The sequence below is a fragment of the Pelomonas sp. Root1217 genome (assembly GCF_001425705.1).
In the GTDB taxonomy this organism is placed as follows: Bacteria; Pseudomonadota; Gammaproteobacteria; order Burkholderiales; family Burkholderiaceae_C; genus Pelomonas.
In genome coordinates, this window is sequence record NZ_LMDC01000001.1 from 1,390,726 (window position 1) to 1,413,156 (window position 22,431).

General features: G+C 68.9%; 26 protein-coding genes. 10 read left to right on the top strand and 16 right to left on the bottom strand.

What is annotated here, in order from left to right; translation table 11 throughout:
• The first annotated feature begins 109 nt into the window (after nucleotides 1–109).
• The 3 genes from ASC95_RS06245 (at nucleotide 110) to ASC95_RS06255 (ending at nucleotide 3,540) form a co-directional block, all read left to right on the top strand.
• The gene (locus ASC95_RS06245) at nucleotides 110–874 is read left to right on the top strand and encodes an enoyl-CoA hydratase (protein WP_057296841.1); all 765 of its coding nucleotides are present in this window, start codon (nucleotides 110–112) and stop codon (nucleotides 872–874) included.
• Nucleotides 875–924: 50 nt separating this feature from the next.
• On the top strand, nucleotides 925–1,599 hold the full coding sequence (locus ASC95_RS06250; RefSeq protein ID WP_057296842.1) for an SGNH/GDSL hydrolase family protein: 675 nt from the start codon (nucleotides 925–927) through the stop codon (nucleotides 1,597–1,599).
• Nucleotides 1,600–1,797: 198 nt separating this feature from the next.
• Nucleotides 1,798–3,540, top strand: coding sequence for a rhamnogalacturonan lyase B N-terminal domain-containing protein (locus tag ASC95_RS06255; RefSeq protein ID WP_235537704.1), 1,743 nt, complete (start codon nucleotides 1,798–1,800; stop codon nucleotides 3,538–3,540).
• A 166-nt stretch (nucleotides 3,541–3,706) separates the two neighbouring features.
• Here ASC95_RS06255 and ASC95_RS06260 read toward each other — a convergent pair whose 3' ends face one another.
• Complete coding sequence (locus tag ASC95_RS06260; RefSeq protein WP_057296844.1) at nucleotides 3,707–4,108, bottom strand: acyl-CoA thioesterase; 402 nt, start codon at nucleotides 4,106–4,108, stop codon at nucleotides 3,707–3,709.
• 37 nt (nucleotides 4,109–4,145) lie between these two features.
• Complete coding sequence (locus ASC95_RS06265; RefSeq protein WP_057296845.1) at nucleotides 4,146–5,777, bottom strand: PAS domain-containing methyl-accepting chemotaxis protein; 1,632 nt, start codon at nucleotides 5,775–5,777, stop codon at nucleotides 4,146–4,148.
• A 163-nt stretch (nucleotides 5,778–5,940) separates the two neighbouring features.
• Here ASC95_RS06265 and ASC95_RS06270 point away from each other — a divergent pair, with 163 nt between their 5' ends.
• Nucleotides 5,941–7,743 (top strand): ABC transporter ATP-binding protein/permease, encoded by a 1,803-nt coding sequence (locus ASC95_RS06270; RefSeq protein ID WP_057296846.1) that lies wholly within the window; start codon nucleotides 5,941–5,943, stop codon nucleotides 7,741–7,743.
• Here ASC95_RS06270 and ASC95_RS06275 read toward each other — a convergent pair.
• The 3 genes from ASC95_RS06275 to ASC95_RS06285 all read right to left on the bottom strand — a co-directional run bounded on the left by ASC95_RS06275 (nucleotide 7,740) and on the right by ASC95_RS06285 (nucleotide 9,012).
• Complete coding sequence (locus ASC95_RS06275; protein ID WP_057296847.1) at nucleotides 7,740–8,063, bottom strand: hypothetical protein; 324 nt, start codon at nucleotides 8,061–8,063, stop codon at nucleotides 7,740–7,742. The genes ASC95_RS06270 and ASC95_RS06275 overlap by 4 nt on opposite strands.
• 63 nt (nucleotides 8,064–8,126) lie before the next feature.
• Nucleotides 8,127–8,747 carry a UPF0149 family protein gene (locus ASC95_RS06280; RefSeq protein WP_057296848.1) on the bottom strand — a complete coding sequence of 207 codons (621 nt, stop codon included), beginning with the start codon at nucleotides 8,745–8,747 and terminating at the stop codon, nucleotides 8,127–8,129.
• A gap of 25 nt (nucleotides 8,748–8,772) precedes the next feature.
• The gene (locus ASC95_RS06285) at nucleotides 8,773–9,012 is read right to left on the bottom strand and encodes a hypothetical protein (RefSeq protein ID WP_056203067.1); all 240 of its coding nucleotides are present in this window, start codon (nucleotides 9,010–9,012) and stop codon (nucleotides 8,773–8,775) included.
• 63 nt (nucleotides 9,013–9,075) lie between these two features.
• Between ASC95_RS06285 and ASC95_RS06290 the strand changes: the two genes are divergently transcribed.
• Together ASC95_RS06290 and ASC95_RS06295 are read left to right on the top strand one after the other, a co-directional pair.
• Nucleotides 9,076–9,921 (top strand): transposase, encoded by an 846-nt coding sequence (locus ASC95_RS06290; RefSeq protein WP_057296849.1) that lies wholly within the window; start codon nucleotides 9,076–9,078, stop codon nucleotides 9,919–9,921.
• Nucleotides 9,918–10,751: an amidohydrolase family protein gene (locus ASC95_RS06295; RefSeq protein WP_057296850.1), complete on the top strand. Its 834-nt coding sequence runs from the start codon at nucleotides 9,918–9,920 to the stop codon at nucleotides 10,749–10,751. The genes ASC95_RS06290 and ASC95_RS06295 overlap by 4 nt, the downstream gene beginning before the upstream one ends.
• On the opposite strand, the gene ASC95_RS06300 is transcribed toward ASC95_RS06295, so the two are convergent.
• The 4 genes from ASC95_RS06300 to ASC95_RS06315 are packed head-to-tail and all read right to left on the bottom strand — an operon-like array spanning nucleotide 10,738 to nucleotide 13,947.
• Entirely contained in the window at nucleotides 10,738–11,478 is a 741-nt protein-coding gene (locus tag ASC95_RS06300; protein ID WP_057296851.1) for a LytTR family DNA-binding domain-containing protein, read from the bottom strand. The two genes, ASC95_RS06295 and ASC95_RS06300, sit on opposite strands and share 14 nt — an antisense overlap.
• Complete coding sequence (locus ASC95_RS06305) at nucleotides 11,475–12,491, bottom strand: hypothetical protein (RefSeq protein WP_235537705.1); 1,017 nt, start codon at nucleotides 12,489–12,491, stop codon at nucleotides 11,475–11,477. The genes ASC95_RS06300 and ASC95_RS06305 overlap by 4 nt, the downstream gene beginning before the upstream one ends.
• Nucleotides 12,491–13,570 (bottom strand): sensor histidine kinase, encoded by a 1,080-nt coding sequence (locus ASC95_RS06310; RefSeq protein ID WP_057296853.1) that lies wholly within the window; start codon nucleotides 13,568–13,570, stop codon nucleotides 12,491–12,493. Before ASC95_RS06310 ends, ASC95_RS06305 begins: the two co-directional genes overlap by 1 nt.
• Nucleotides 13,570–13,947, bottom strand: coding sequence for a hypothetical protein (locus tag ASC95_RS06315; protein WP_057296854.1), 378 nt, complete (start codon nucleotides 13,945–13,947; stop codon nucleotides 13,570–13,572). Before ASC95_RS06315 ends, ASC95_RS06310 begins: the two co-directional genes overlap by 1 nt.
• Before the next feature lie 211 nt (nucleotides 13,948–14,158).
• Between ASC95_RS06315 and ASC95_RS06320 the strand changes: the two genes are divergently transcribed.
• Nucleotides 14,159–14,599, top strand: a complete 441-nt coding sequence (locus tag ASC95_RS06320) for a hypothetical protein (protein WP_057296855.1) — start codon at nucleotides 14,159–14,161, stop codon at nucleotides 14,597–14,599.
• Nucleotides 14,600–14,650: 51 nt separating this feature from the next.
• Nucleotides 14,651–16,885 (top strand): penicillin-binding protein 1A, encoded by a 2,235-nt coding sequence (locus ASC95_RS06325; RefSeq protein ID WP_235537706.1) that lies wholly within the window; start codon nucleotides 14,651–14,653, stop codon nucleotides 16,883–16,885.
• Between the two features lie 18 nt (nucleotides 16,886–16,903).
• Here the strand turns inward: ASC95_RS06325 and ASC95_RS06330 are convergent, their stop codons facing one another.
• Genes ASC95_RS06330 through ASC95_RS31100 form a run of 5 tightly spaced genes read right to left on the bottom strand, consistent with a single transcriptional unit; the run spans nucleotide 16,904 to nucleotide 19,497 of the window.
• Nucleotides 16,904–17,320 (bottom strand): hypothetical protein, encoded by a 417-nt coding sequence (locus ASC95_RS06330; protein ID WP_057296856.1) that lies wholly within the window; start codon nucleotides 17,318–17,320, stop codon nucleotides 16,904–16,906.
• A gap of 19 nt (nucleotides 17,321–17,339) precedes the next feature.
• On the bottom strand, nucleotides 17,340–17,726 hold the full coding sequence (locus ASC95_RS06335) for a VOC family protein (RefSeq protein WP_057296857.1): 387 nt from the start codon (nucleotides 17,724–17,726) through the stop codon (nucleotides 17,340–17,342).
• Nucleotides 17,727–17,777: 51 nt separating this feature from the next.
• Nucleotides 17,778–18,248: a group II truncated hemoglobin gene (locus tag ASC95_RS06340; RefSeq protein WP_057296858.1), complete on the bottom strand. Its 471-nt coding sequence runs from the start codon at nucleotides 18,246–18,248 to the stop codon at nucleotides 17,778–17,780.
• Nucleotides 18,245–18,982 carry a DUF4386 domain-containing protein gene (locus ASC95_RS29765; protein WP_057296859.1) on the bottom strand — a complete coding sequence of 246 codons (738 nt, stop codon included), beginning with the start codon at nucleotides 18,980–18,982 and terminating at the stop codon, nucleotides 18,245–18,247. The genes ASC95_RS06340 and ASC95_RS29765 overlap by 4 nt, the downstream gene beginning before the upstream one ends.
• Nucleotides 18,979–19,497 (bottom strand): hypothetical protein, encoded by a 519-nt coding sequence (locus tag ASC95_RS31100; RefSeq protein ID WP_057296860.1) that lies wholly within the window; start codon nucleotides 19,495–19,497, stop codon nucleotides 18,979–18,981. Before ASC95_RS31100 ends, ASC95_RS29765 begins: the two co-directional genes overlap by 4 nt.
• 224 nt (nucleotides 19,498–19,721) lie before the next feature.
• Between ASC95_RS31100 and ASC95_RS06355 the strand changes: the two genes are divergently transcribed.
• A complete protein-coding gene (locus tag ASC95_RS06355; protein WP_235537707.1) occupies nucleotides 19,722–20,420 on the top strand; it encodes a hypothetical protein in 699 nt (232 codons plus the stop codon).
• A gap of 11 nt (nucleotides 20,421–20,431) precedes the next feature.
• Here the strand turns inward: ASC95_RS06355 and ASC95_RS06360 are convergent, their stop codons facing one another.
• Nucleotides 20,432–20,878, bottom strand: coding sequence for an Lrp/AsnC family transcriptional regulator (locus ASC95_RS06360; RefSeq protein WP_157255968.1), 447 nt, complete (start codon nucleotides 20,876–20,878; stop codon nucleotides 20,432–20,434).
• A 126-nt stretch (nucleotides 20,879–21,004) separates the two neighbouring features.
• Between ASC95_RS06360 and ASC95_RS06365 the strand changes: the two genes are divergently transcribed.
• The gene (locus tag ASC95_RS06365) at nucleotides 21,005–21,919 is read left to right on the top strand and encodes a DMT family transporter (RefSeq protein WP_235537708.1); all 915 of its coding nucleotides are present in this window, start codon (nucleotides 21,005–21,007) and stop codon (nucleotides 21,917–21,919) included.
• Here ASC95_RS06365 and ASC95_RS06370 read toward each other — a convergent pair.
• Nucleotides 21,846–22,376: an SRPBCC family protein gene (locus ASC95_RS06370; RefSeq protein WP_057296863.1), complete on the bottom strand. Its 531-nt coding sequence runs from the start codon at nucleotides 22,374–22,376 to the stop codon at nucleotides 21,846–21,848. The two genes, ASC95_RS06365 and ASC95_RS06370, sit on opposite strands and share 74 nt — an antisense overlap.
• Between the last annotated feature and the right edge of the window lie 55 nt (nucleotides 22,377–22,431).

Genomic DNA, 22,431 nt, shown 5'->3' on the forward strand with positions numbered 1-22,431 from the left:
CAATGCAACCACAGAGGCACAGAGACACGGAGCAACTCCTCAGGAGCTTCTTCTCTGTGCCTCCGTGCCTCTGTGGTTGCATCTGTATTTCCAAATCTGGAGACAACCGATGACCATCAAGAGCTACACCGTCAACGGCGTCGCGACCATCGAGATCGCCCGCCCCGAGAAGAAGAACGCCATCACCCAGGCCATGTACCAGGCCATGGCCGACGCCTTGCGTGCGGCCGATGCCGACCCGGCCGTGCGCGCCATGCTGATCACCGGCCAGCCGGGCATCTTCACGTCGGGCAACGACCTGGAAGACTTCATGGCCGGCCCGACGCGCGGCGAAGACGCGCCAACCTTCCAATTCATGCACGCGCTGGTGGACAGCACCAAGCCGGTCATCGCTGCCGTGACCGGCGCGGCCATCGGCATCGGCACCACCATGCTGCTGCACTGCGACTTCGTCTTTGTCGCCGATGACGCCCGCCTGGCCATGCCCTTCGTGGCCCTGGGCCTGGTGCCCGAATTCGCCTCCAGCGTCGTGCTGCCCCAGCTGATCGGCAACCGCCGCGCGGCCGAAAAGCTGCTGCTGGGCGACCCCTTCACAGGGGAGCAGGCCGTCGAATGCGGCATCGCCAACCGCGTGCTGCCGGGCAGCGAGGTGCTGAACCACGCCCGCCGCATCGCCGAGCGCTTCAACACGCTGGCGCCGGGCGCCGTGCGCGACAGCAAGAAGCTGATCCGCGATGCGCAGCGCGACGCCGTCAAGGCGGCCATCACGCGTGAAGCCGAGATCTTCGGCGCGCGTCTGCGCAGCCCGGAGGCGATGGAGGCCTTCCAGGCCTTCTTCCAGAAACGCCTGCCGGACTTTTCCAAATTCTCCTGACCCTTTCGAAGGTCGCGCTCGGCCCGCTGCTGATTTGGCAGGGGCGGCGAGTGCGTGCCACAGCGCTGCGCCTGCCCGAGGCGGCCGGGCCGCGCTCGGGTGAGGGTTCAGCGCTGAGATTGCTGATCGTCGGTGACTCGTCCGCGGCGGGCGTTGGCGCATCCCACCAAGATGAAGCACTGGCCGGCCGGCTCGCGCAGGCCCTGGCAACGCGGCTCGGGCAACCCGTGGGTTGGCAACTGATCGCGACGAGCGGCCATCGCAGCGAGCAGGCGCTCGCAGCTTTTGAAGCGGCAGAAGTGGCACCGGCCGATGTGCTGATCACCTCCCTGGGCGTCAACGACGTTGTTGACCAGATCGCACCTGCGCAGGCCCTGGCGGCGTTGGACCGCATCCACGCCCTCGCGACCGAGCGCGCGGGCGTGCGCCTGAGCGTGCACTGCGCCGCACCGCCCATGCAGCAGTTCCCGCTGCTGCCCCAGCCGCTGCGTTGGTTCTTCGGCCGCCAGGCGGCGTGCTTCAACGCGGCCTTGAGTTCGGCTGTCGAAGGTCAGGCATCACGCCATGTGCTGCATCTGCCCGAGGCCATGCAACGCAATGCCGTCGAGCTGATGGCCGAAGACGGCTTCCACCCCGGCCCGCGCGGCTATGCGCTGTGGGCCGAGGCGCTGGCCGATCAGGTTGTGGCGTCGTTACCTCGGCTATCGATCTACTCACCAAGTTGAGCGTTGCGGCCGCTCGGCCGTTCCTAGACTGCCCCGGCCGCAACCACGCGGCAGCACCGGCCGCGCAAACCTGCAGACGGCGGGCTCAATAGGAGACAAAACATGCGGATCGAATTCCTCCGCCGGTGCTTGCGCCGGCTGAGCGCGGCAGCGTGCCTGCTTTTGGCGATGGTCACGGCAACGCCGGCGTTGGCGGCCTTGAGCCTCACCACCCTCTACGACGGCGGTAGCGCCGCCAAGCTGCAGTACCAGGTAGACACCGGCGGCGGCCTGGTATTCAAGGTCATGGCCTACGACAACGGCGTCAGCACCCAGTCCAAGGGCGACCTTTCCAGCCTGCTTTACAACGGCGTGCAATACGCGGATGCCAGCCGCGGCTCGCAGCTGAACTCCGGCTTCGACTTCCTCTACAGCAACGTTTCGGCGGTCGATGTGCAGGCCCAGATGATCAGCAGCAGCGGTGCAGCCACGTCGGCCTCCACCGCCAACGGCGGCGTGGTCAGCGGCGGCGCCTACGTCAAGATCACGGTGACCGTCTTAAGCGCCAACGGCGGCGTGCTCAAGCACTACTACATGGCCAGGAGCGGCGAGCCGCGCATCTACATGGGCACCTATTTCACCGAGGAGCCCGACACGCTGAATCTGGTGCGCTTCATCCTGCGCGTACCCATCGCGGCGCTCTCCAGGGGCGGCCCCGCGGGCCTGCCCGGCGGTCTGGCCAGCAATGGCAGCTGGCCGCAGGACCTGCGCGGCACCGACACGACGGTCGAGGCGAGCGACGTGTTCGGCTTCTCCAGCGGCACCGCCAGCGCGGGGCAGACGCGCTCCAAGCACTACTCCAACATGCGGCTGAAGGACTGGCAGTATTTCGGCGGCCTCAACAGCACCAGCAGTGTCGGGCTGTGGTTCTACCGGGACAACAACGAAGGCAATTCCGGCGGGCCCTTCTACCGCAGCCTGCTCAACCAGATCACCGCCACCAACAACGAGCTGACCTACATCGTCAATTACGGCGAGGGCCAGACCGAGGCCTTCCGCATGGGGGTGTTGAACAGCTACACGCTGATGTTCACCGCCGGCGGTGCGCCGTCGGCGCCGGACACGAGCTGGTTCTCGGTGATGGCGCTGGACGGTTATGTGGCGCCGTCCGGCCGCGGCACGGTGGCCGGTGTCGGCCTGTCGGGCACCGATCCGAACTACAGCTACACGGTGGGCTTCTCCAGCAGCACGGCGCAGTACTGGGCCAGCGCCAACCTCGCCAACAACGGCTTCTTCAAGAGCACCGGCATGCGGCCTGGCGCCTACACGCTGACGGTCTACAAGAACGAGCTCGCCGTCTACACCGGCAGCGTGACCGTCACGGCCGGTGGCACGACGACCTTGAACACGCTGGCGATCAATGCCGACCCGTCAGCCAAGGCGGCGTTGTGGCGCATCGGCAACTGGGACGGCACGCCAGCCGAGTTCCTGAACGGTGGCCGGCTCACGACCATGCATCCGACGGACGTGCGCATGAGCAATTGGGTGCCGGCCACCTTCGTGGTTGGCACGTCGAGTGCGGCCAGCGGTTTCCCGGCCTACCAGTGGAAGGACGTCAACAACGCCCGCGTCATCCAGTTCACGCTGACCAGCGCCCAGGTGCAGAACCTGACGCTGCGCATCGGCACGACGGCCGACTTCAACGGCGCCCGGCCGCAGATCACAGTCAACAACAACAGCTGGACGTCCGCCATCCCGACCGCGCCGCCCAAGGGCTCGCGCAACCTGACGGTGGGCACCTATCGCGGCGTGAACCGGCTGTACAGCTTCGACATCCCGTCGACCGCGCTGGTGGCCGGCACTAACACGGTGACCGTCAATGTCGTCAGCGGTACCTCGGGCACGGCCTACCTGAGCCCGGCACTGTCTTACGACGCGGTCGACCTCATCGTGACGCCGTGAACTGAGCCCCTCGTCCGGCCTCGCCTCGCTGAACGCGGGCGAGCCCAGCCGGTCCCCCAAGGGGACGGCGATGCTCGCCGGGTCGACCGGCAAGCACATCGCCAGTCGGGCCGGCTTGGGAGCGGCCCGGCGCTCGGCCCGCGAGTGCGACACGACACTGACCAGGCTAGACCGTGATCGGCCTGGACTTGCCTTCGCGGTCGATGGCCACGTAGGTCAGGTTGGCCTCGGTCACCTTGACCACGTGCAGGTTCTCTGGGTCGCGCTCGGCCATCACCTCCACGTGCACGGTGACGGAGGTGCGGCCCACCCGGGTGACCGTGGCGTAAAAGCTCAGCAGGTCGCCGATGGACACCGGCTGCTTGAAAACGAACTCGTTGACGGCGACGGTGGCAACGCGGCCACGCGAAATGCGCGCCGGCAGCACCGAGCCGGCAATGTCGACCTGGGCCATGATCCAGCCGCCAAAGATGTCGCCGTTGGCGTTGGCGTCGGCCGGCATGGGCATGACGCGCAGGACGAGCTGGCGGTCACCGCCGTGCGGTGTCGAAGGGGCGTTTTCAGTCATGGCGGGATTGTCCCGTACAAGCTGCCGTTCAGCAGCGCTACCGGTTGTCGGCGCCCGGTGTATCACCCCGCTGCGCCTTGCGCAGATCGGCCGCATCAGCCTCGGCCAGGCTCCTGTCCTGGTCGCTCAGGCGGAACACGCGGATGGAGTCCCGCACCCGGCTGACCTGGCCGTTCAGCGCTACGGCCGAGGCGGCAAGCTCCTCCACCATCGCGGCGTTTTGCTGCGTGATGGCGTCCATCTGCTGCACGGCCTCGCCGACCTGGGCGACGCCGGTGGCTTGCTCGCTCGCGGCGGTGTCGATCTGTACCAGCACATCGCTGACGCGCGACACGGCCGAGGCCACCTCGTCCATGCGCAGCTGTGCGTCACCGGCCCGGTGGCTGCCGGTCTCGACGCGCCCGCGCGATTCCTCGATGAGGGCGCGGATCTCCTTGGCTGCCGTGCCGGTGCGCTGGGCGAGAGCACGCACCTCGGCGGCCACCACCGCAAAGCCGCGGCCCTGCTCACCGGCGCGAGCCGCCTCGACGGCGGCATTCAGGGCCAGGATGTTGGTCTGGAAGGCCACGCCTTCGATGACCTCGATGATGTCGCCGATGCGCCGCGACGAGTCGGTGATCTCCTGCATGGTGTCGGCCACGCCGTGCACCGCCTGCTGGCTGCGCTGGGCCACGCCGGCAGTGTCGCGGGCGAAGCGGGCACCGTCGCCGGCCAGCTCCGAGGTCTGCCGCACGGTGCCGCTGATCTCGTCCATCGCGGCGGCGGTCTGCTCCAGGCTGCTCGCTTGTGACTCCGTGCGGGAAGACAGCTCCTGGTTGCCGGCGGCGATTTCCCGGGCACCGCCTTCCAGGTGGATGACTTCCTCGCGCACGTCGCGCACGACGGTGCGCACGGATACGGTCAACTGGGCCAGGGCCAGCTGCAGCTCGCCGATTTCGCCCTGGCCGCTGACCTCGACCGGCCGCGTCAGGTCGCCGCCCGCCAGCAGGTTGGCGGTGGCAATCACCTGGCGCAGCGGGGCGATCCCGCTTGCGAGCAGGCCGTAGCTGGCGGCGGCAACGCTGGCCGCGGCAGCCAGTACCAGGCCCCAGCCCGGCGCGCCGGCCCAGGCCGCGGCCAGCGGTCCGGCCGCGGCCAGCGCGGCCAGCAAGATCATCTGGCCGCGCAACTCGGGCCGCAGCCAGTCCGTCAGGCGGCCCACTGCGTCGTTGCGCTTGACCACGCCGCGCCGCAGCACATGCGTCCGGCGGCCCGCGGCCGCCTCGGCGCGCATGGTGGCGTAGAGCTGCTCGAAGCGGCGCACCTCGGCGTCGCTGGGCTGGGTGCGCACCGACAGGTAGCCCACCGTGCGGTCGCCGTTTCGCACCGGTGTTGCGTTTGCTCGCACCCAGTAGTAGTCGCCGTTCTTGCGCCGGTTCTTGACGAGCGCGGTCCAGGGAAGGCCGCTCTGGATGGTGGCCCAGAGGTCGCGGAAGGCCTCCTCGGGCATGTCGGGGTGGCGCACGAGGTTGTGGGGCTGGCCCAGCAACTCGGCCTGCGTATAGCCGCTGACGGCCACGAAGCTCGGGTTGCAGTAGGTGATGCGCCCCTTCAGATCCGTGATCGACACGAGGGTCTGATCGGAGCTCAGGGTGTACCCTTTTTGGGTGACCGGCTGGTTGTTGCGCATGATGCCCTCTCAGTTGGATGGAGAACCCGCCCCGTCTTTTTCTATCGGCCAGCATAGGGGCGGCGGCCGGGCGGGAATTGCGCTACGTCATGCCAGGCGCCGATGTGCCGCCCCAGTTCCCGGCTGCGCACACCGCCTAGGCCAGGGCGGGACAATGCCGCGCATGCGTTCCCTTGCCGCCCGCCTTCCCCCGTCCACGACCTCCAGCAACGTCCGCGGCGACTGGGGCACCGTTGGCCGTCTGCTGCCCTATCTGTGGCGCTACCGCTGGCGCGTGGCGCTGGCGCTGACCTTCATGGTGGGCGCCAAGCTCTGCAATGTCGGCGTGCCGTTGCTGCTCAAGCAGTTGATCGACAGCCTGAACCTCAAGCCTGGTCAGCCCGAGGCCCTGCTGGTGGTGCCGCTGGGCCTGCTGCTGGCCTATGGCGCCTTGCGGCTGTCGACATCGCTGTTCACCGAGGCGCGTGAGCTGATCTTCGCCAAGGCCACCGAGGGCACCTCGCGCAGCATCTCGCTGCAGGTGTTCCGGCACCTGCACGATCTGTCGCTGCGCTTTCACCTCGAACGCCAGACCGGCGGCATGACGCGCGACATCGAGCGCGGCACGCGCGCCGTGCATTCACTGATCAGCTATTCGCTCTACAGCATCGTGCCGACGCTGATCGAGGTGGTGCTGGTGCTGACGCTGCTGGGCGTCAAGTTCGACGTCTGGTTCGCCGGCATCACGGTGGCGGCGTTGGTGATCTATATCGGCTTTACCGTCGTCGTCACCGAGTGGCGCACCAAATTCCGCAAGACGCTCAACGAGCTGGACTCGGTGGCCCACAGCAAGGCCATCGACTCGCTGCTGAACTACGAGACGGTCAAGTACTTCAACAATGAAGCCTTCGAGGCCACGCGCTATGACGAGAGCCTGGAGAAGCTGCGCAAGGCCCAGTTGAAGAGCCAGCGCACGCTGTCCATGTTGAACACCGGCCAGCAGCTCATCATCGCGTCGGCGCTGGTACTGATGCTGTGGCGCGCCACCCAGGGCGTGGTGGCCGGCCACATGAGCCTGGGCGACCTGGTCATGGTCAACGCCTTCATGATCCAGCTCTACATCCCGCTGAACTTCCTCGGCGTGATCTACCGCGAGATCAAGCAGGCGCTGACGGACATCGAGAAGCTTTTCGTGCTGCTCGACCGTGAGCGCGAGATCGCCGATGCGCCGGATGCCGCCGAGCTGACCGTGGGTGGCGGCAGCGTCGTCTTCGACAACGTCCGCTTCGCCTACGACCCGGTGCGGCCCATCCTGCACGGCGTCAGCTTCGAGATCCCGGCGGGCAGGAAGGTCGCCGTCGTCGGCCCCAGCGGCTCAGGCAAGAGCACGCTGGCGCGGCTGCTCTACCGCTTCTACGACATCGACTCGGGCGCCATCCGCATCGACGGCCAGGACATCCGCGTCGTTACGCAGTCCAGCCTGCGCCGCGCCATTGGCATCGTGCCGCAGGACACCGTGCTCTTCAACGACACCGTGGCCTACAACATCGCCTATGGGCGGCCCGGCGCGAGTCAGCAGGAGGTCGAAGGCGCGGCGCGGGCGGCGCATATCCACGCCTTCATTGCGGCGACGCCGCTTGGTTACGACACCATGGTGGGTGAGCGCGGCCTGAAGCTGTCGGGCGGCGAGAAGCAGCGTGTAGCCATTGCGCGCACGCTGCTGAAGAACCCGCCCATCCTCATCTTTGATGAAGCCACGTCGGCGCTGGACTCGACCAACGAGCGCGCCATCCAGGCCGAACTGGAGGCTGTGGGCCAGAACAAGACCGTGCTGGTCATCGCCCACCGCCTGTCCACGGTGGTGGATGCACACGAAATCCTCGTGCTGGAGCAGGGCCGCATCATCGAGCGCGGCCGGCACGACACCTTGCTGGCCAGGAACGGCCGCTATGCCGAAATGTGGCGCCTGCAGCAGTCCGCTGACTAATGTGGCTTCTTGGGCTTGTCGAAGCTCTTGGGCCGATAGACGTTGCCGTCCCACTCGCCGTCCGTGCGACTGTCGCGTGCATCGTGCAGGGCCGATTCGCGGGCGCGGCGGATGACGCGCTCGGCCTCCAGCGCGGCGGCCCGGGTCTGGCGCTGGCGGCGGCGCCAGCCGGTCAGGCGGGCGATCTGCAACTCCACCCACGATGCCAGGGCCGCCACGCCGGCGTCCAGCCGCGCCTGCAGCCGGTAGGGCAGGGCCATGTGGACCGCCAGCGCGAGGCAGACGGCCAGGCCGGTGGCGGCGAGCAGGGTCTGGAGCATGGCCTGAAGTTAACCTAAACCGACGCTTGCGGCCACCTGCAACCACCCGCGTTAGGGGGATGGTTACGCTTTCTGGTCGGCGCCTCGGCGCAGAGCCCACAACGCCAGCATGGCGTCAGGAATCTTGCGGCTGGCTTCGTCGCGCTCGGCAGCCGAGCCTTCGGCCAGGGCGCCATCTTCGCCGCCCAGGGCGGCGATGGGCGCGAGCAGCTCGGCCGTCTCGGCACCGTCGAACAACGGCCCCCAGGCCTCGGGCGCCAGGTCCACGGCCATCAAAAAGCCGGCAGCCCAGTCTTCGGCGTCTGCGTACTCGGTGTCTTCCTCTTCGCCTTCGGCAAAGCTGAAGATCGGCTCCCAGGCCTTGGGCGCGTGCGTCCAGGCCATGGCGATGGACTGCACATGCCGCAGTACCGCCATGACCACCTTCTTGCGCTGCTTGCCGCTGGCGAAAGGTTTGGGGTCGGGTTCCTGGTCGCCGCCCCAGACCACCGGCAGCCAGGCGTCGCCGGGCAGGTCGGCGAGGTTGTGCGGCGACAGCAGCAGGCCGGTCAGATAGCCATCCAGCGCCTCGATGTTCATCGCGCTCTCGGTGGGCAGCACCGAGAGCAGCTCGTCCAGATCGTCGAGCTCCTCATCGGACAGCGGCCGGTTGTCGGAGGCGGGGTTGTATTGGGGGTACTGCATGGGATTCGTCCTTGGGCTCGCGAGTTCAGCCGTGGCGGCCGTGGCGGCTCTTGGGCTTCTTGTTGTCGATTTCGGCGATCTGTGCCTTCAGCAAGGCCATCAGCACGCGGGCGTTCTGCTCCGTCATGACGATGACGCTGCTGGGCTCGATGCCGTCGATGGGCGTCTTGGGCGTGACCATGGCGTCCACCTTGAACATGATCTGGCCATGCTGGTTGGCGGACGCGGCCTTGAACTTCTGGATTTCGATTTGGTGCGTTTTCATGGCATTGCGCGGGCCTGCAAACCGCCATCTTGCCATTCCGGGCGGCGAGACTTAAGGTGGCGCATGGCAAGGCCTGCCCGACTCGAGATCGCTGGCGCCGTCTATCTGATCGGCGCGCACTGCCCGTTCGAGAGCGGGCAGCTGGCTTTTGTCGACGAAGCCGACCGTGCCGAAATGCGTGCCTTGCTCGCCCAGGCCTTGCACCGCTTCGACGCCCAGGCCCTGGCCTACGCCCTGCTGCCCGACCACTACCACCTGCTGCTGTTCACGCGCCGCGCCAATCTGTCGCAGCTGATGCGGCATGTGAACGGCGTCTACACCCAGCATCACCAGCGCCGCCACGGTTTCAGCGGCCCCCTGTTCCAGGGGCGTTTCCATGCCGTGCTGGTCGACCGCGAGCGCCATCTGCTGGACGCCTGCCGCTATGTCGATCTCAGCCCAGTGCGCCTGCGCCTGGCGCGCGGCGCGGCGGATTGGGCCGGTTCGAGCTTTCGCGCGCTGGCCGCCATGGAAGTCGCGCCCGAATGGCTGGACGTCGACGGCCTGCACAGCCATCTGCTGGGGCGCCCGGCGGCGACGCCGGCCCAGCATCGCCTGGCCGGCGAGCGCTATGCCCGCCTGGTCGCCTCCGAGCCCGGGCTGCAGCTGTGGCCGGGGCGGCTGCGTGAACAGATCTTCCTGGGCGACGCGGACTTCGCCGCACGCATGCGCGCCGCCGCCGCGGCGCCCCGGCGCGCTGCGCGCACGAGCTGGGCCGAATGGCTCAAGCGCGCCGGCGGCATCCGCGAGCAGGCGCTGTGGCTGGCCCATGCCGAAGGTGGCGTCGCGATGACGGAGCTCGCGGGCCAGCTCGGTTTGTCGGTATCGCGAATCAGCCGCCTTATTGCGGCCGCAGAAAGAGCGGCTTGAAGCGCCGTGCGCTGCTGCTGGCCGGCCTGCCGGTTCCGGCATGGGCGCAGGCCTATGCAGGCCCGCTGTTCGACGCCCATCTGCACTACAACGACGACGCCCAGGCGCCGCATCCCCCGGCCGATGTGCAGGCCCGCATGGTCCGCGCCGGCGTGCGCGGGGCGCTGGTCAACAGCCGGCCCAACGACGGCACGCTGCGGCTGGTGGCCGAGGCGGGGCCGCAGTGGGTGCCCTTCATCCGTCTCTACCGCAACCGGGCCGACTACACCGGCTGGTTCGCCGACGACAGCATCCGGCTGATGGTGCTCGACTTGCTGAAGCGCGGCAGCCCGGCCGGGCCCTTCCGGGGCCTGGGCGAATTCCATCTCTACGACAGCGCCAATGCCGACGGGCCGACCGCCGTCGCGCTGATGAAGCTGGCGCGCGAGCGCGGCCTGACGGTGCTGGCCCATGTGGACGATGTGGCGGTCGACAGGCTGCTTGGCCATGCGCCCGGCGCGTCGCTGATCTGGGCCCACACCGGCATTTCCGGCGAGCCCTTGCCGCGCGTGAAGGAGCTGCTGGCCAAGCACCCGGGCCTGCGCGGCGAACTGTCCTACCGGCCGGGCATCACCTTTGACGGCAAGCTCAGCGACGACTGGCGCGCACTGATGACGCAGCATCCGGGACGCTTCCTGATCGGCTCCGACACCTGGGTCACGCAGCGCTGGCAGCACTATGAAGGCCTGTTCGCCGACTACCGCGGTTGGCTCGGGCAGATGCCGGCTGAGGTGGCTCAGCGCATCGCCTGGAGCAATGCGGCCGAGCTGTTTGCCCTTAAAGCTGTTTGAACCGGTGGGCGTAGGCCGGGCTGACTTCCAGCGTCTCCGGCCTGTCCTTCAGCGCGATGCTGAGCTTGCCGCTCAGCGAGCGGCTGACCGACTTGATCGCCCGCGCGTTGACGATGGTCGAGCGGTGCACCTGCCAGAAGTGTTCGCCGTCCAGTCGCGCGACGAGGTCCTTCAGCGGCACCGAAATAAGCGCCTCGCTGTCGGCCGTGACGACGGCGACATACTTGTGGTCGGCACGGAAATAGGCCACGTCTTCCACCGTGATGAGCTGCAGCTCGCGGCCGCGCTGCACGGTGATCCAGCGCAACGGCTCCGTGGCCACGGCGGGAGCGGTGCGCGCGGCCAGGCCGCCCAGGTCGGCGGGCAGTTGCGTCAGGCGCTCCTTCAGCCGCAGCAGCGTCTTGGCCATGCGCACCGGGTCCAGGGGTTTGAGCAGATAGCCGACGGCGCCTTCGTCGAAGGCCTGCACCGCATACCGCTCATGGGCCGTGATGAAGACGACGTGGGCGCGACGGCCGATCAGTTGGGCAACTTCCAGCCCCGACAGCCCCGGCATCTGCACGTCGAGGAAGCAGACCACGGGCGCCAGCTGCTCGACCAGGCGCAGCGCCTCGTGGCCGTCGCGCGCCATGCCGACGATCTGGGCCTCGGGCCACTGGCGCAGCAGCTCCTCGCGGATCTCGGCGGCGAGCAGGGCCTCGTCTTCGGCAATCAGGATGCGGGTCATGTCGGCCAGATCAACGTGAACAGCGGCATATCTTCGGCGAGCAAGCTCAGCGATGCGGCCTCGCCATGCACGGCGCGCAACCGTTGGCACAGTTCGGCCACCGGCACGTGGGCGGCCGCACGCTGTGTGCGCTCGGCATCCGGCCCCAGCGCCTGCAGGCGCAGTTCGGCCACGCCGGCGCTCGCATGCAGCGACAAGCTCCACAGCGTCGTGCCCTCGTCCAGCAGCGGGCGCACCAGCGGCAGCAGCACCATGGGTGCCAGCGGCCAGTCCGCGGGCTCGGCCAGGCCGGCGAGATGCAGTCTCTCGGTGTGCTGGGCGTCGGCGCTGACCAGCTTGGCATAGGCGCGCAGCGCGACGATCTCGCGGGCCAGCGTCGACACCTCGGCCTCGATGTGGGGCTGCAGCGCACGCAGCAGCTCGATCAGCGCCGCCAACCGCGCCTGGGCGCGCAGGGGTTCCCGCAGCAGCTCGTCGTCGATGGCGGCCAGGCGCTCGGACAGCAGGGCCGGGTCCACCCGCGCCTGCAGCGCCAGCAGCTGGGTGGCGGCGAGCTGGCGCTCGCGCTGGGCGGCCGCGTCGCGCAGCGTCGCCAGGCGGGCCTGGGCGCGCTGCGAGAAACGCAGCTGCACATAGACGGCCACGCCCAGGCCATGCCAGATCAGCGTGGTGCTGGCCAGCGCGAAGTCGTTCTCCCAGGTCCACCAATCCACCTTGCCGAGCAACGGGTACAGGCGCGGCGCGATGAGCCAGATGCCGCCGAAGACGGTCAGGCCGACGACGCCGATATAGGCCGGCCAGGCCGGCAACCAATCCGCGTCGACCAGCGCGTTGGCCAGGCGCAGCAGCAACACCGCCGGGATGCCGAATTGGATGACGTTGTAGGCCAGCGCATTCAGCACTTCGCGGCCCGACATGGTGTTGTCCAGCGGCGTGCCATTGGCCACCAGCGTGGCGGCACCGACCAGCAGCATCCAGCCGGGGTCGCTCGGGCTCAGTCGCAAGTCCTTCATCAGGGCCATGGCAACTGCACTCGGGCGATCAGGCCGCGCGGCTGGTTGAGGTGGAGGCTCAACTTGGCGTCGGCGCCATGGGCCGCTGCCAGTCGCGCCCGCAGCGTGGCCAGGCCCGTGCCGCTGCCGCTGCCGCTACCCATGCCGGCGCCGGTGTCGGCCACTTCCAGGCGCAGCAGGCCCGCATCGTCGGGGTCGGGGCCGGCGCGCACGCAGATCTCGCCGCCCCCCACCTGCGGGCCGATGCCATGCTTGATGGCGTTCTCGGCCAGCGTCAGCAGGCAGGTGGACGGCACGATGACATCCTCCAGGCCCGGCGCGATCTCATAGTGCAGGGCGAGGCGCTCGGGGCCGATGCGGCGCTGGTGCAGTGCCAGGAAGGCGGCCACCAGCTCCAGCTCGCGCGCCAGCGGGGTCTCGGCCTGGCGCAGCTCGGGCAGGGCGGCGGCCAGGTAGCGGCGCAGGTCGGCCAGCATCGCGTGGGCGGCCTGGGCGTCGGTGCGCGCCAGGCGGCGCAGATGGGCCAGGGTGTTGAACAGGAAATGCGGCTCGACCTGGGCCTGCAGAAGCGCCGCGCGGGCTTCGTCGAGCTGGCGGGCCTGGACCTGCTCTTCGCGCTGCAGCGCCTGGGCGTCAGCCTCGCCGCGAGAGCCGCGCTGGCGGTATTCCAGGCCCAGGCAAACGCAGGCAGCAAAGGTGAGCAGCATCTGCAGCGTGTAGGCGTTGAGCCGGCTGTCCGGCGCGCCGACGGTGTGCAGCACGCCGTTCAGCGTCGCGAACAGCAGCGTCAGGCCGCCGATCTGCACAGCCAGCCCCCAGCGCCTGGCCACGCCAGCACGCGGCAGCAGCGGCTGGGTCAGCGCCGCCGCCAGCCACAGCCCCCACAGCAGGGCAGCCAGGCCGAGGCCGCCCTTCAGCCCGACACCCGTGCCGCAACCATGGTCCTCGCGCCACAGCGCGCAGCGCAGCGCGCCCGGCAGCAGCAGGGCCAGCGCCAGCGCGGCACTCAGCGCGGCGGCGGCCAGCAGGGCGGGCCAGCGCAGCAGGGCGACGCGATCAGGAGGGGCAGCGGGAGGCATCAACGCGCAGTGTCACCGGGTCTGGCCTGGGCCAATGTGGAAGACGCGGCGGCAGCGACCGCCCGGGGCGCGGGGTCGGCGAAGCGGATGTTGAGGACGTAGCGCTGCGGCGTGCCGCGCTGGCATTCCAGCGTGGTCATCGCGATGCGGACCGGGCTGCGGTACATGCGCGAGCCGTCCAGCGCCAACAGCCTGGCATGGCCGTCGGCATCTACCTCGAACTCGACGCGCACCTCGCCGTCGGAGCCGACGCGCTGCTTGGCGCTTGCGAGGTATTCGCTCAATTGCTCGCCGACCTGGGGACAGGTGGCGGGAGCGGCGAAGGCCGGCGACGCGCTGCAGGCGGCGAGCAACAACAGGGGCAGGATGGCTTTCATGAGGGCTCCTTGGTGGATGGCGATGCCGCAAAGTTAGAGATCGCCACGGCCCCGGTCAGCCGCTGCCAGACAAAGCTTGGAAATCGGCCGACGAAGCCCGCGCCGCGCCCGACGGCGCAAGGCCACCATGACTTCTGGCAGGTCGCCGTCGTGGCCACCGAGGGCGCTAAGCTGGCGGCCCTGCCAATCGGCACCATGCCGGGAGACGTCCATGCGCCGCTTCGTCCTGACCGCCCTGCTGCTGGCCAGCTCCGCGTGGGCCGCCGACATGAGCCCAGCGCCGGAGATCAAACCCGCCGCGGCTGACCCTCTGGCTGCGCCACGCCGTCTCATCGCGGTCAAGGACTGGGCGGGCGCCCTGGTCGCGTTGCGCGCCGAGCCCCAAGCCGGCAATGCCGACTGGCACAACCTGATGGGCTACACGCTGCGCAAGCAGGCCCCGCCGCAATTCGGCGAGGCCGAGGCCCAGTACCTGCAGGCGCTGCGCATCGACCCCAACCATCGCGGTGCCAACGAATACCTCGGCGAGCTCCATGTGATGAAGGGCGAGCTGCCCAAGGCACGTGAGCGCCTGGCCGTGCTGGAGAAGCTCTGCCCGGCCGGTTGCGAGCAGCGCGACGACCTGCAGCGTGCCATCGCGGCGGCCAGGTAACAGCTTGCAGCGCGCGCCAGAGCCAGGCGTCCACCCCCTAGGATGCGCGCCATGCTGAAGTACCTTCTCCAACGCCCCTGGCTCGCCGCCCTCGTGGGCGTGCCGCTGGCGATCCTGCTGCTGGGTGCCATCGCGGCGGCCCTGATCTGGGCGCAGCTGCCGGCCCTCGACGCGCTGACCGACTACCAGCCCCACCAGCCACTGCGCGTGCTCAGCGAAGACGGCCAGCTGCTCGGCGAATTCGGCGCCGAGCGGCGGCGCTTCGTGCCGCTGAAGGAGATCCCAAAGGCCCTGCAGGACGCGCTGCTGGCCGTCGAGGACGGCGACTTCTACGTGCACTCCGGTATCGACTACAGCGGCATCGCCCGCGCCGTGCTGCACAACATCCTGCACCCGACGCGGCTGCAGGGCGCGTCCACCATCACGCAGCAGCTGGCCCGCAACATCTTCCTGAGCAACCGCCAGACCTTGGCGCGCAAGGCCCAGGAGGGTCTGCTGGCCATCAAGATCGAGAGGAACCTGAGCAAGGACCAGATCCTCGAGATCTACATGAACCAGATCTCGCTGGGCAACAAGGCTTATGGCTTTGGCGCTGCGGCCGAGCGCTATTTCGGCAAGCCGCTGGACAAGCTCAGCACCGGCGAGATCGCCGTCCTCGTCGGCCTGCCCAAGGACCCGAACCGCCTCAACCCCGTTCTGTACCCTGAGCGCACCAAGCGTCGCCAGGCCGTGGTGCTGGGTCGGCTCGTCGCCGTGGGCCAGATCACCCAGGCGCAGGCCGACGCCGCGCGCGAGAAGCCGCTGGACGTGCGCCGGCCCAAGCGCCTGTCCGGCGTGGCCGACCATGCCGCCGAGCAGGTGCGCGCCGAGATGGTGACCCGCTATGGCGAGGAGGCCTACACGCGCGGCCTGACCGTCTACACGACGCTGCGCTACGCCGAGCAGGCGGCAGCGCAGGAGGCGCTGCGCCACGCGCTGTTCGAGCTGGAGCGCCGCCAGCCCTTCCGCGGCCCTGAGGCGACCGTCGAGCTGCCTGACGGCGACGACTACGACGAGGCGCTGGAGGCCGCCTTCGACGCCCACCCCGATCTCGGCGAGCTGCGCACCGCGGTGCTGCTCAAGGTCGACAAGAGCGCCGCTGAGCTGGTGATGGCCGACGGCGAGAAGATCACGTGGAAGGGCCAGGCGCTGCGCCCGCTGCAGAGTCTCAAGCGCGGAGCCGTGCTGCGGGTGCTGGAGTCGGGCAAGCAGTGGCAGCTCAGCCAGACGCCGCAGGCCGAAGGCGCCGTCGTCACGCTGGACCCCACCACCGGCGCCATTCGCGCCCTGGTGGGCGGTTTCGACTTCGCCCGCAACCAGTTCAACTCCGCCACGCAGGCCTGGCGCCAGCCGGGCTCGGCCTTCAAGCCCTTCATCTACTCGGCCATCATCGACCAGGGCGCCTGGGCCGGCACGCTGGTCAGCGACCAGCCCGTCCAGGTTGGCGACTGGTCGCCACGCAACTACGACGGCCAGTACGAAGAGGCGCTGACGCTGCGCCAGGGCCTGGCGCGCTCCAAGAACATGGTCACCGTGCACCTGGTGCAGGCCCTCGGCCCCCAGCGCGCCCGCGCCTGGGCGGCGCGCTTCGGCCTGGACGAGGACAAGCAGCCGCTGAACCTGACCATCGCACTGGGCACCGGCTCCGTCACCCCGCTGCAGATGGCCCAGGGCTATGCCGCCTTTGCCAACGCCGGTCAGCTGCCCACAGCCTGGCTCATCGACCGCGTGCAGGATGCGCAAGGCGCCGTGCTTTGGAAGGCCGAGGCGCCGCGCTTCAGGACGGCCGTCAGCCCGCGCAATGCCTTCATGACCTCGCAACTGCTGGCGGCTGTCGCGCGCGAAGGCACCGGTGCGCGCGCCAGCAGCCTGCTCGGTCGCTGGGACCTCTACGGCAAGACCGGCACGACCAACGATGCCGTCGACGCCTGGTTCTGCGGTTTCCAGGCCACGCGGGCCGGTGCTGTCTGGATCGGCTATCCCCAGCCCCGATCCCTGGGCGAGCGTGAAACCGGTGGCGGGCTGGCCTTGCCGGTCTGGGCCGCGACCATGGCGGTGGCCTTGAAAGGCCAGCCCAATACCCAGCTGCCACCGCCAGACGAGGGCCTGGTGCAGCAGGACGGCAACTGGTTCTACTCGGAGTTCGCCGGCGACATGGCGATCGCGCGCATCGGCCTGCCGCCACCGCCACCGCCGGTGGCTTCTGAGCCCGAAACGGAGCGGGTGCTGCCGCCGATCAATCAGTAATGCGATGCGGGAGGAACCTCAACGTCGGCACTCCTTCCGCTCATCGATATCCCGCACCAGGACCGCCGTGATGGTCTCTTCAATGCGCACGGCATCGAACATCTTGCGCCCCGACAACTCGCGACCTCGGCGGTCGAAGTAGCGAGCCGTTGTGCAAATCCGGAGCTCGCGCTCACGCGGCTCCAGCGCCGCGCGGCGATGCAATCGCACGGTGTAGGGGCCGGCGCGCGCTCCCCCCAGATGGATGAAGTGATTGCCGAAGCGGATGTCGGCAAATGCGGCTTCAGACAGTTCGTACTCGGTCCTGACGGCGGCGATCTCCTTGGGTCGCTGCTCCAGCAGGATTGCGAGTTCATCGGTGCCCAGCGAGCCGCCCGCCCGTGCAGACATCAGCATCAGAGCCAGCAGTGCACCCAACAGCAAGCGGCAGGTCATCGCCGGGTTGTCCGCTGGACTATTGCCCCGCCGGGGGCTCCCAGAGCTCGACCTTGTTGCCGTCGGGGTCCATGACCCAGCCGAACTTGCCGTATTCCGAGTCCTGCGGTTCGCCGACGACGTTGCAGCCTTCCTCGCGCAGGGCGGCGAGCAGGCCGTGCAGATCGGCGACGCGGAAATTGATCATGAAGGACGCTGTGCTCGGCGCAAAGTAGCCGGTATCGGCCTTGAAGGGGCACCAGTTGGTGCCACCCGCGCCGCCCGGGTTGTCGGGCGTCGTCCAGGGGAAGGTGACGCCGCCCCAGGCCTCGACGGGCAGGCCCAGGTGCTTGCCGTACCACTCGGCCAGGACCTTGGGGTCGGGCGATTTGAAGAAGATGCCACCGATGCCGGTCACGCGTTTCATGGGAGTCTCCTGAAGTGACGCGATTTCAGCACGCGATGGGGTGCCTGCGCATCAGCCTTGATAGGGCCCCTTGACCTCGCCCCAGCCCCATTTGGGCATCGGCGCGTCAGCATCGACCGTCACACCCGGTTGGGAATTCAGGACGGCCAGGCGCGAGCCCCATTCAAGGTAGCCCACCAGCGCGGAGCGGAACTCCGGGTCGTCGGGCATGCCGAGCTGATCAGCCGTGTCCAGCAGCAGTGCAACCCAGGCGCGGCGCTGCTCCTGGCTCAGGTGGCGGTTCAAGTGCTGTCTCACCATGTGCGGATGGCCGCCATGCTCGGCGGAATAGGTGGCCGGACCGCCCAGCACCTCACCGAGGAAGGCGGCCACATGGGCCGGGTGCTCGCCGTTCATGTGGGCGAAGACGGGCGCGAGCAACGCATCGTCCGTGACGCGCTGGTAGAAGCGCTCGGTCAGCTGTTGCAGTGCGGGCAGCCCGCCGAGCCAGTCGTAAAGGGTAGGGACAGCGGGATCGTTCATGGGGGTGAGGGCAGTGTGGATGCGCTGGACGTGGGGTGGGCCGTGACCTTCACAAGTCGGTGTTTGCCCGCGGTCAGCCACAGCGCAAACGCCAGCTCGCCCACCAGGGCCGGGAGCATGACGGCCGGGAACAACAGCCTGGCGAACGCCGGCGCCAGCAGCAGCGCGAAGCTGTTGAGCAGATAGGCCAGGCCAGCGGACGCGAGCAGCCAGCCCAGGACGCGTGGCAGCACGCCGCTGCGCGCGATCAAGGCGCCACGGATGACGCAGGCGAAGCCGAAGAAGATCAAGCCGATGCCGAAGCCCTGGCTGTGCAGCTGCACGGCCAGCATCGCCAACGCCTCGCGCTGGCCGGGCGGGATTGCGGCCACGGTGGTGGGCCCCGTCAGCAGGTCGAGCGCCGCGAGCAACTGCACTCGGTTGGCGACGAGCACGGCCGTCTGCACGAGGTTCAGGCCGGTTGCGGTCAGTGCCAGCGACTCGTTGATGGGCCGCAGCAGCCGCCACATCATGACGATGATGGGCAGGTCCAGCACCTGCATCAGCAGGTCGGCGACCAGGCCGCTGCGCCACAGCAGCGGGTTGGCGGCGATGCGCTCGGCCGTCGCGGCGGCATCGCCGGCCACGACGAGGCTGCCGCGCACGAAGGCCTCGCTGTACAGGCCCAGGGCAATGATGGCGAGATAGCACAGCCCGGAGATGCGCAGTTCGCGCGCGCTGACGGTGTTGCTCATGCCGGCCTCGCCGCATGCCAGGCACGGCGGGCGACGCCGCGCACCCCCCACGACAGGCCGGCGATGACGCCGCCGATCACGGTGGGTAGCACGGCGCCGAAGGTCCAGCTCATGCCGAGCACGAAGCCGAACAGGCTCTCGGCCCGATGGGCGGGAAGCAGCAGGGCCAGCAGCGGCAGCAGGCCCATGAAGATGATCGCGGTCAGCTCCTGCAGGTGCAGCTCGAAGCTCAGGGCCAGCGAGGCGCCCAGCAGCAAGGGCAGGACGAAGCCGATGGCGACGGGCCACCATTCGCGTCGAGTGGCGGGGGCACGGGGCAGGCGGCCGGCCGCCCAGGCGGCGAGGGCGGGCAGCAACAGCAGGCCCCAGGCGTTGGACAGGCCGGGCAGGTCGGGGCGTTGCAGCAGATGGTGAGTGACGATGCCGCCGTGCAGGGCCTCCCAGGTGAGGTGAACAGCCTCGGCCATCAGGGCCAGGGCGGCGAGGGTCAGGCGCGGTGGGGTCGATGCTTGCATGGCATTGGAGTGTGACGGAGCAGCGGCGCAGCTTGCCGGTGTCGGCGCCGCGTAGCGACGCGGCTGCGACCGATGGTGGCGGCATGGTGTCCAGCTGCAGCGAGGGCCGACGGCCGGTGTGGCGTTTAACGGAAGCAACGCCGGGTAACAGCTGTCCGCCCGGCGCGGCCCTAGAGTCGGCATATCCGTCACGACCCAGGTTCCTGCCCATGCGCCATCGCTTCTTGACCGTCTCCGTCCCGACTCTGCTGGCCTTGCTGCTCGTGGGCTGTGCCTCGGTGCGCGACGGGCGTGAGGTGCGCGGGCGTGATGGGCGCGACGCGCACATGGCTCAGGCGCCTTCGGTGGCGGGCGTGGCGGAGGAGAGCTTCGGCAAGCCGGCCTGGGGGCGCAAGGGCGAGTTCTCACTGAGCGGCCAGCGGGTGCGCTACGAACGCGGTGCCGAGCGGCTGGCCTTGTTCGAGCCTTTGCCCGCCAATTTGCGCAACCCGCTGAACTTCAGCTGGCAGGGGCCGGGCGGCGAGAGCTCGACCGTTTGTGAAGCCTGGACGCCGGAGGCCAGCGCCAACAGCCGCCTGACCGACAGCAAGCCCTGGGTGCTGAGCTGCCGCTGGGGCAGCGCGCCGGCTGCGATGCTGCAGATCGGCGAGGGCCAGATGCGCCGTGGCAAGCTCAGCCGTGAAGGTGCCTACCGCCGCGGCGAGCTGACGGTGGGGCTGCGCTCAGTGCATCTGCACGAAGGCAGCGCGCAGCCGCAAACGGTGGCCACGGGCTATGAGATGCTGCACCAGGGCACCGTTGTGGGCAGCCTGGACCTGAGCGGTAGCCAACCGCGCCTGCGCCGCCCCGACCCGGCCACGCCGTTGGGCCGTGCGGTGACCGAGGCGGCCCTGGCGCTGGCCCTGGTCTGGGAGCCAAGCTGAGCTTAGGAGCGTCAGGTTTCCAGCTTCAACGGCGGTACGCGCCGACGCAGTGGCTGGGCCTTGACGATGCTGGAGCTGGTCTGGGCGCAATCGGACAGCCTGTCCAAGGCCTGGTCGAGGTGCTCGATGGAGCGTAGCGCCAGCCGCAGCACGAAGCAGTCGTCACCGGTGACCTTGTCGCATTCCAGCGCCTCGGGCATGGCGTCGATGCGCTGCTGCACCATGGCCAGTGCGCCCGGCATGGGCCGCACGCGCACGATGGCCTGCAGCGGGAAGCCCAGGGCCAGGGGGTCGATGTCGATGGTGAAGGCGCGGATCACGCCGCGTTCGCGTAGCCGCGCCAGCCGCTCCGACGTGGCGGGCGGCGACAGCCGAATAGCTTCGGCCAGGTCCTTCAGCGGTGCCCTGGCGTCCGCGGCCAGCGCGGCCAGCAGCAGGCGGTCGATGTCGTCGATCATGATTAGGTTTGAATAGTGAACTGCCTTTGCCAATTCTGCCAAGTCATCGGATTGCCGCGCATATTGCATGTATCTGCCATGCGGGCCTTGGAACAATGGCCTCCTTCGTCATTGCAAGGATTCACCGTGTCCCCCACCACACGCGGCGCCCTCGAGATGGGCAGCGCGATGAGCTTGCTGGGCTCCATCGGCTATTTCGTGCTGCTGTCCGGCTTGGCGCCGCTGGACGTCGTGTTCTGGCGCTGTGGCTTCGGGCTGTTGACGCTGGCACTGATCTGCACGGTGCTGGGCCTGTGGCGCCGGCCGAGCGCGCGGGAACTGGGGCTGACCGTGCTGGGAGGCGTGGCCATTGTTCTGAACTGGGTGCTGCTGTTCGGCGCCTACGGCCGGGCCTCGGTGGCCGTGGCCACGGCGGTCTACAACCTGCAGCCCTTTTTGCTGATGGGCCTGGGCGTGATGTTCTTCGGCGAGCGGCTCAGCCTGGCGCGGCTGGCCTGGGTGGCCCTGGCCTTTGCGGGCATGGTGCTCATCGTGCAGGCACGGCCGAGCGCCGGCTATGTCGGCGGCAACTTCGGGCTGGGTGTGGCGATGGCCCTGGGTGCCGCGGCGCTGTGGGCGGTGGCGGCCGTTGTCGCCAAGCGCTTGAGCGGCATGTCCGCCCCGCTGATCGCCATGATCCAGGTCGCCGTCGGCATGCTGATGCTGACGCCCTTTGCCGACTTCGGCCATTTGCCGCAGACGGCACTGGGCTGGATGCCGCTGGTGGTGCTGGGCGTCGTGCACACCGGGCTGATGTACGCGCTGATGTATGCCGGCGTGCAGCGCCTGCCGACGGCACTGCAGGGTGGCCTGTCCTTCCTCTACCCGGTGGTGGCCATCGGCGTGGACTGGCTGGCCCTGGGGCACGAACTGGCGCCGCTGCAGTGGCTGGGCGCGGCGGCCATCCTGCTGGGTGCTGCGGGCCTCTTCAGGGCTTCTCGGCCAGCGCCTTCAGATTCGCCAGCCCCTCGTCGAAATCCGGCCCGACCATCCTGTCCATGAACAGGCCCATCCAGCGGTAGACCGGGTTGCTGCCCATGTCGCCGTCCATGGACCAGGTCACCTGGGTGGCGCCGCCATTGGTCTCGAGGCGGAATTCGCCGGTCGAGGTGGTGCCGAAGTCGGGGAAATAGAGCTCATAGCCGAGGCGCTTGGGCGCCTCGGCGGTCGTGAAGGTCATGCGGCCGTCGCCCTGGCTCTTGCTCTTCCAGGCCCAGACGGCGCCGGCGCCCGAGGCGGGGCCGCTGTATTCGATGGCCATGGCCGGATCGCGCTGGTTCCAGGCGCTCCAGGCTTTCCAGCCTCGCGGATCAGCGATGAGGGCGTAGATCTTGTCCGGCGCGGCGTCGATCTTCACCGTGCGCGAGAGCGTGTACTTCGGCGACAGCATCAGCCCGCCGCCTACGCACAGGACCAACAGCGCGACGATGGCGATCAGCAGGGCCTTGAGCACTTTCATCGGGAATCCCCGGGGTGTTGACGTGGCCGCACTGTGGGCGCCCCGCGCTGGTCAC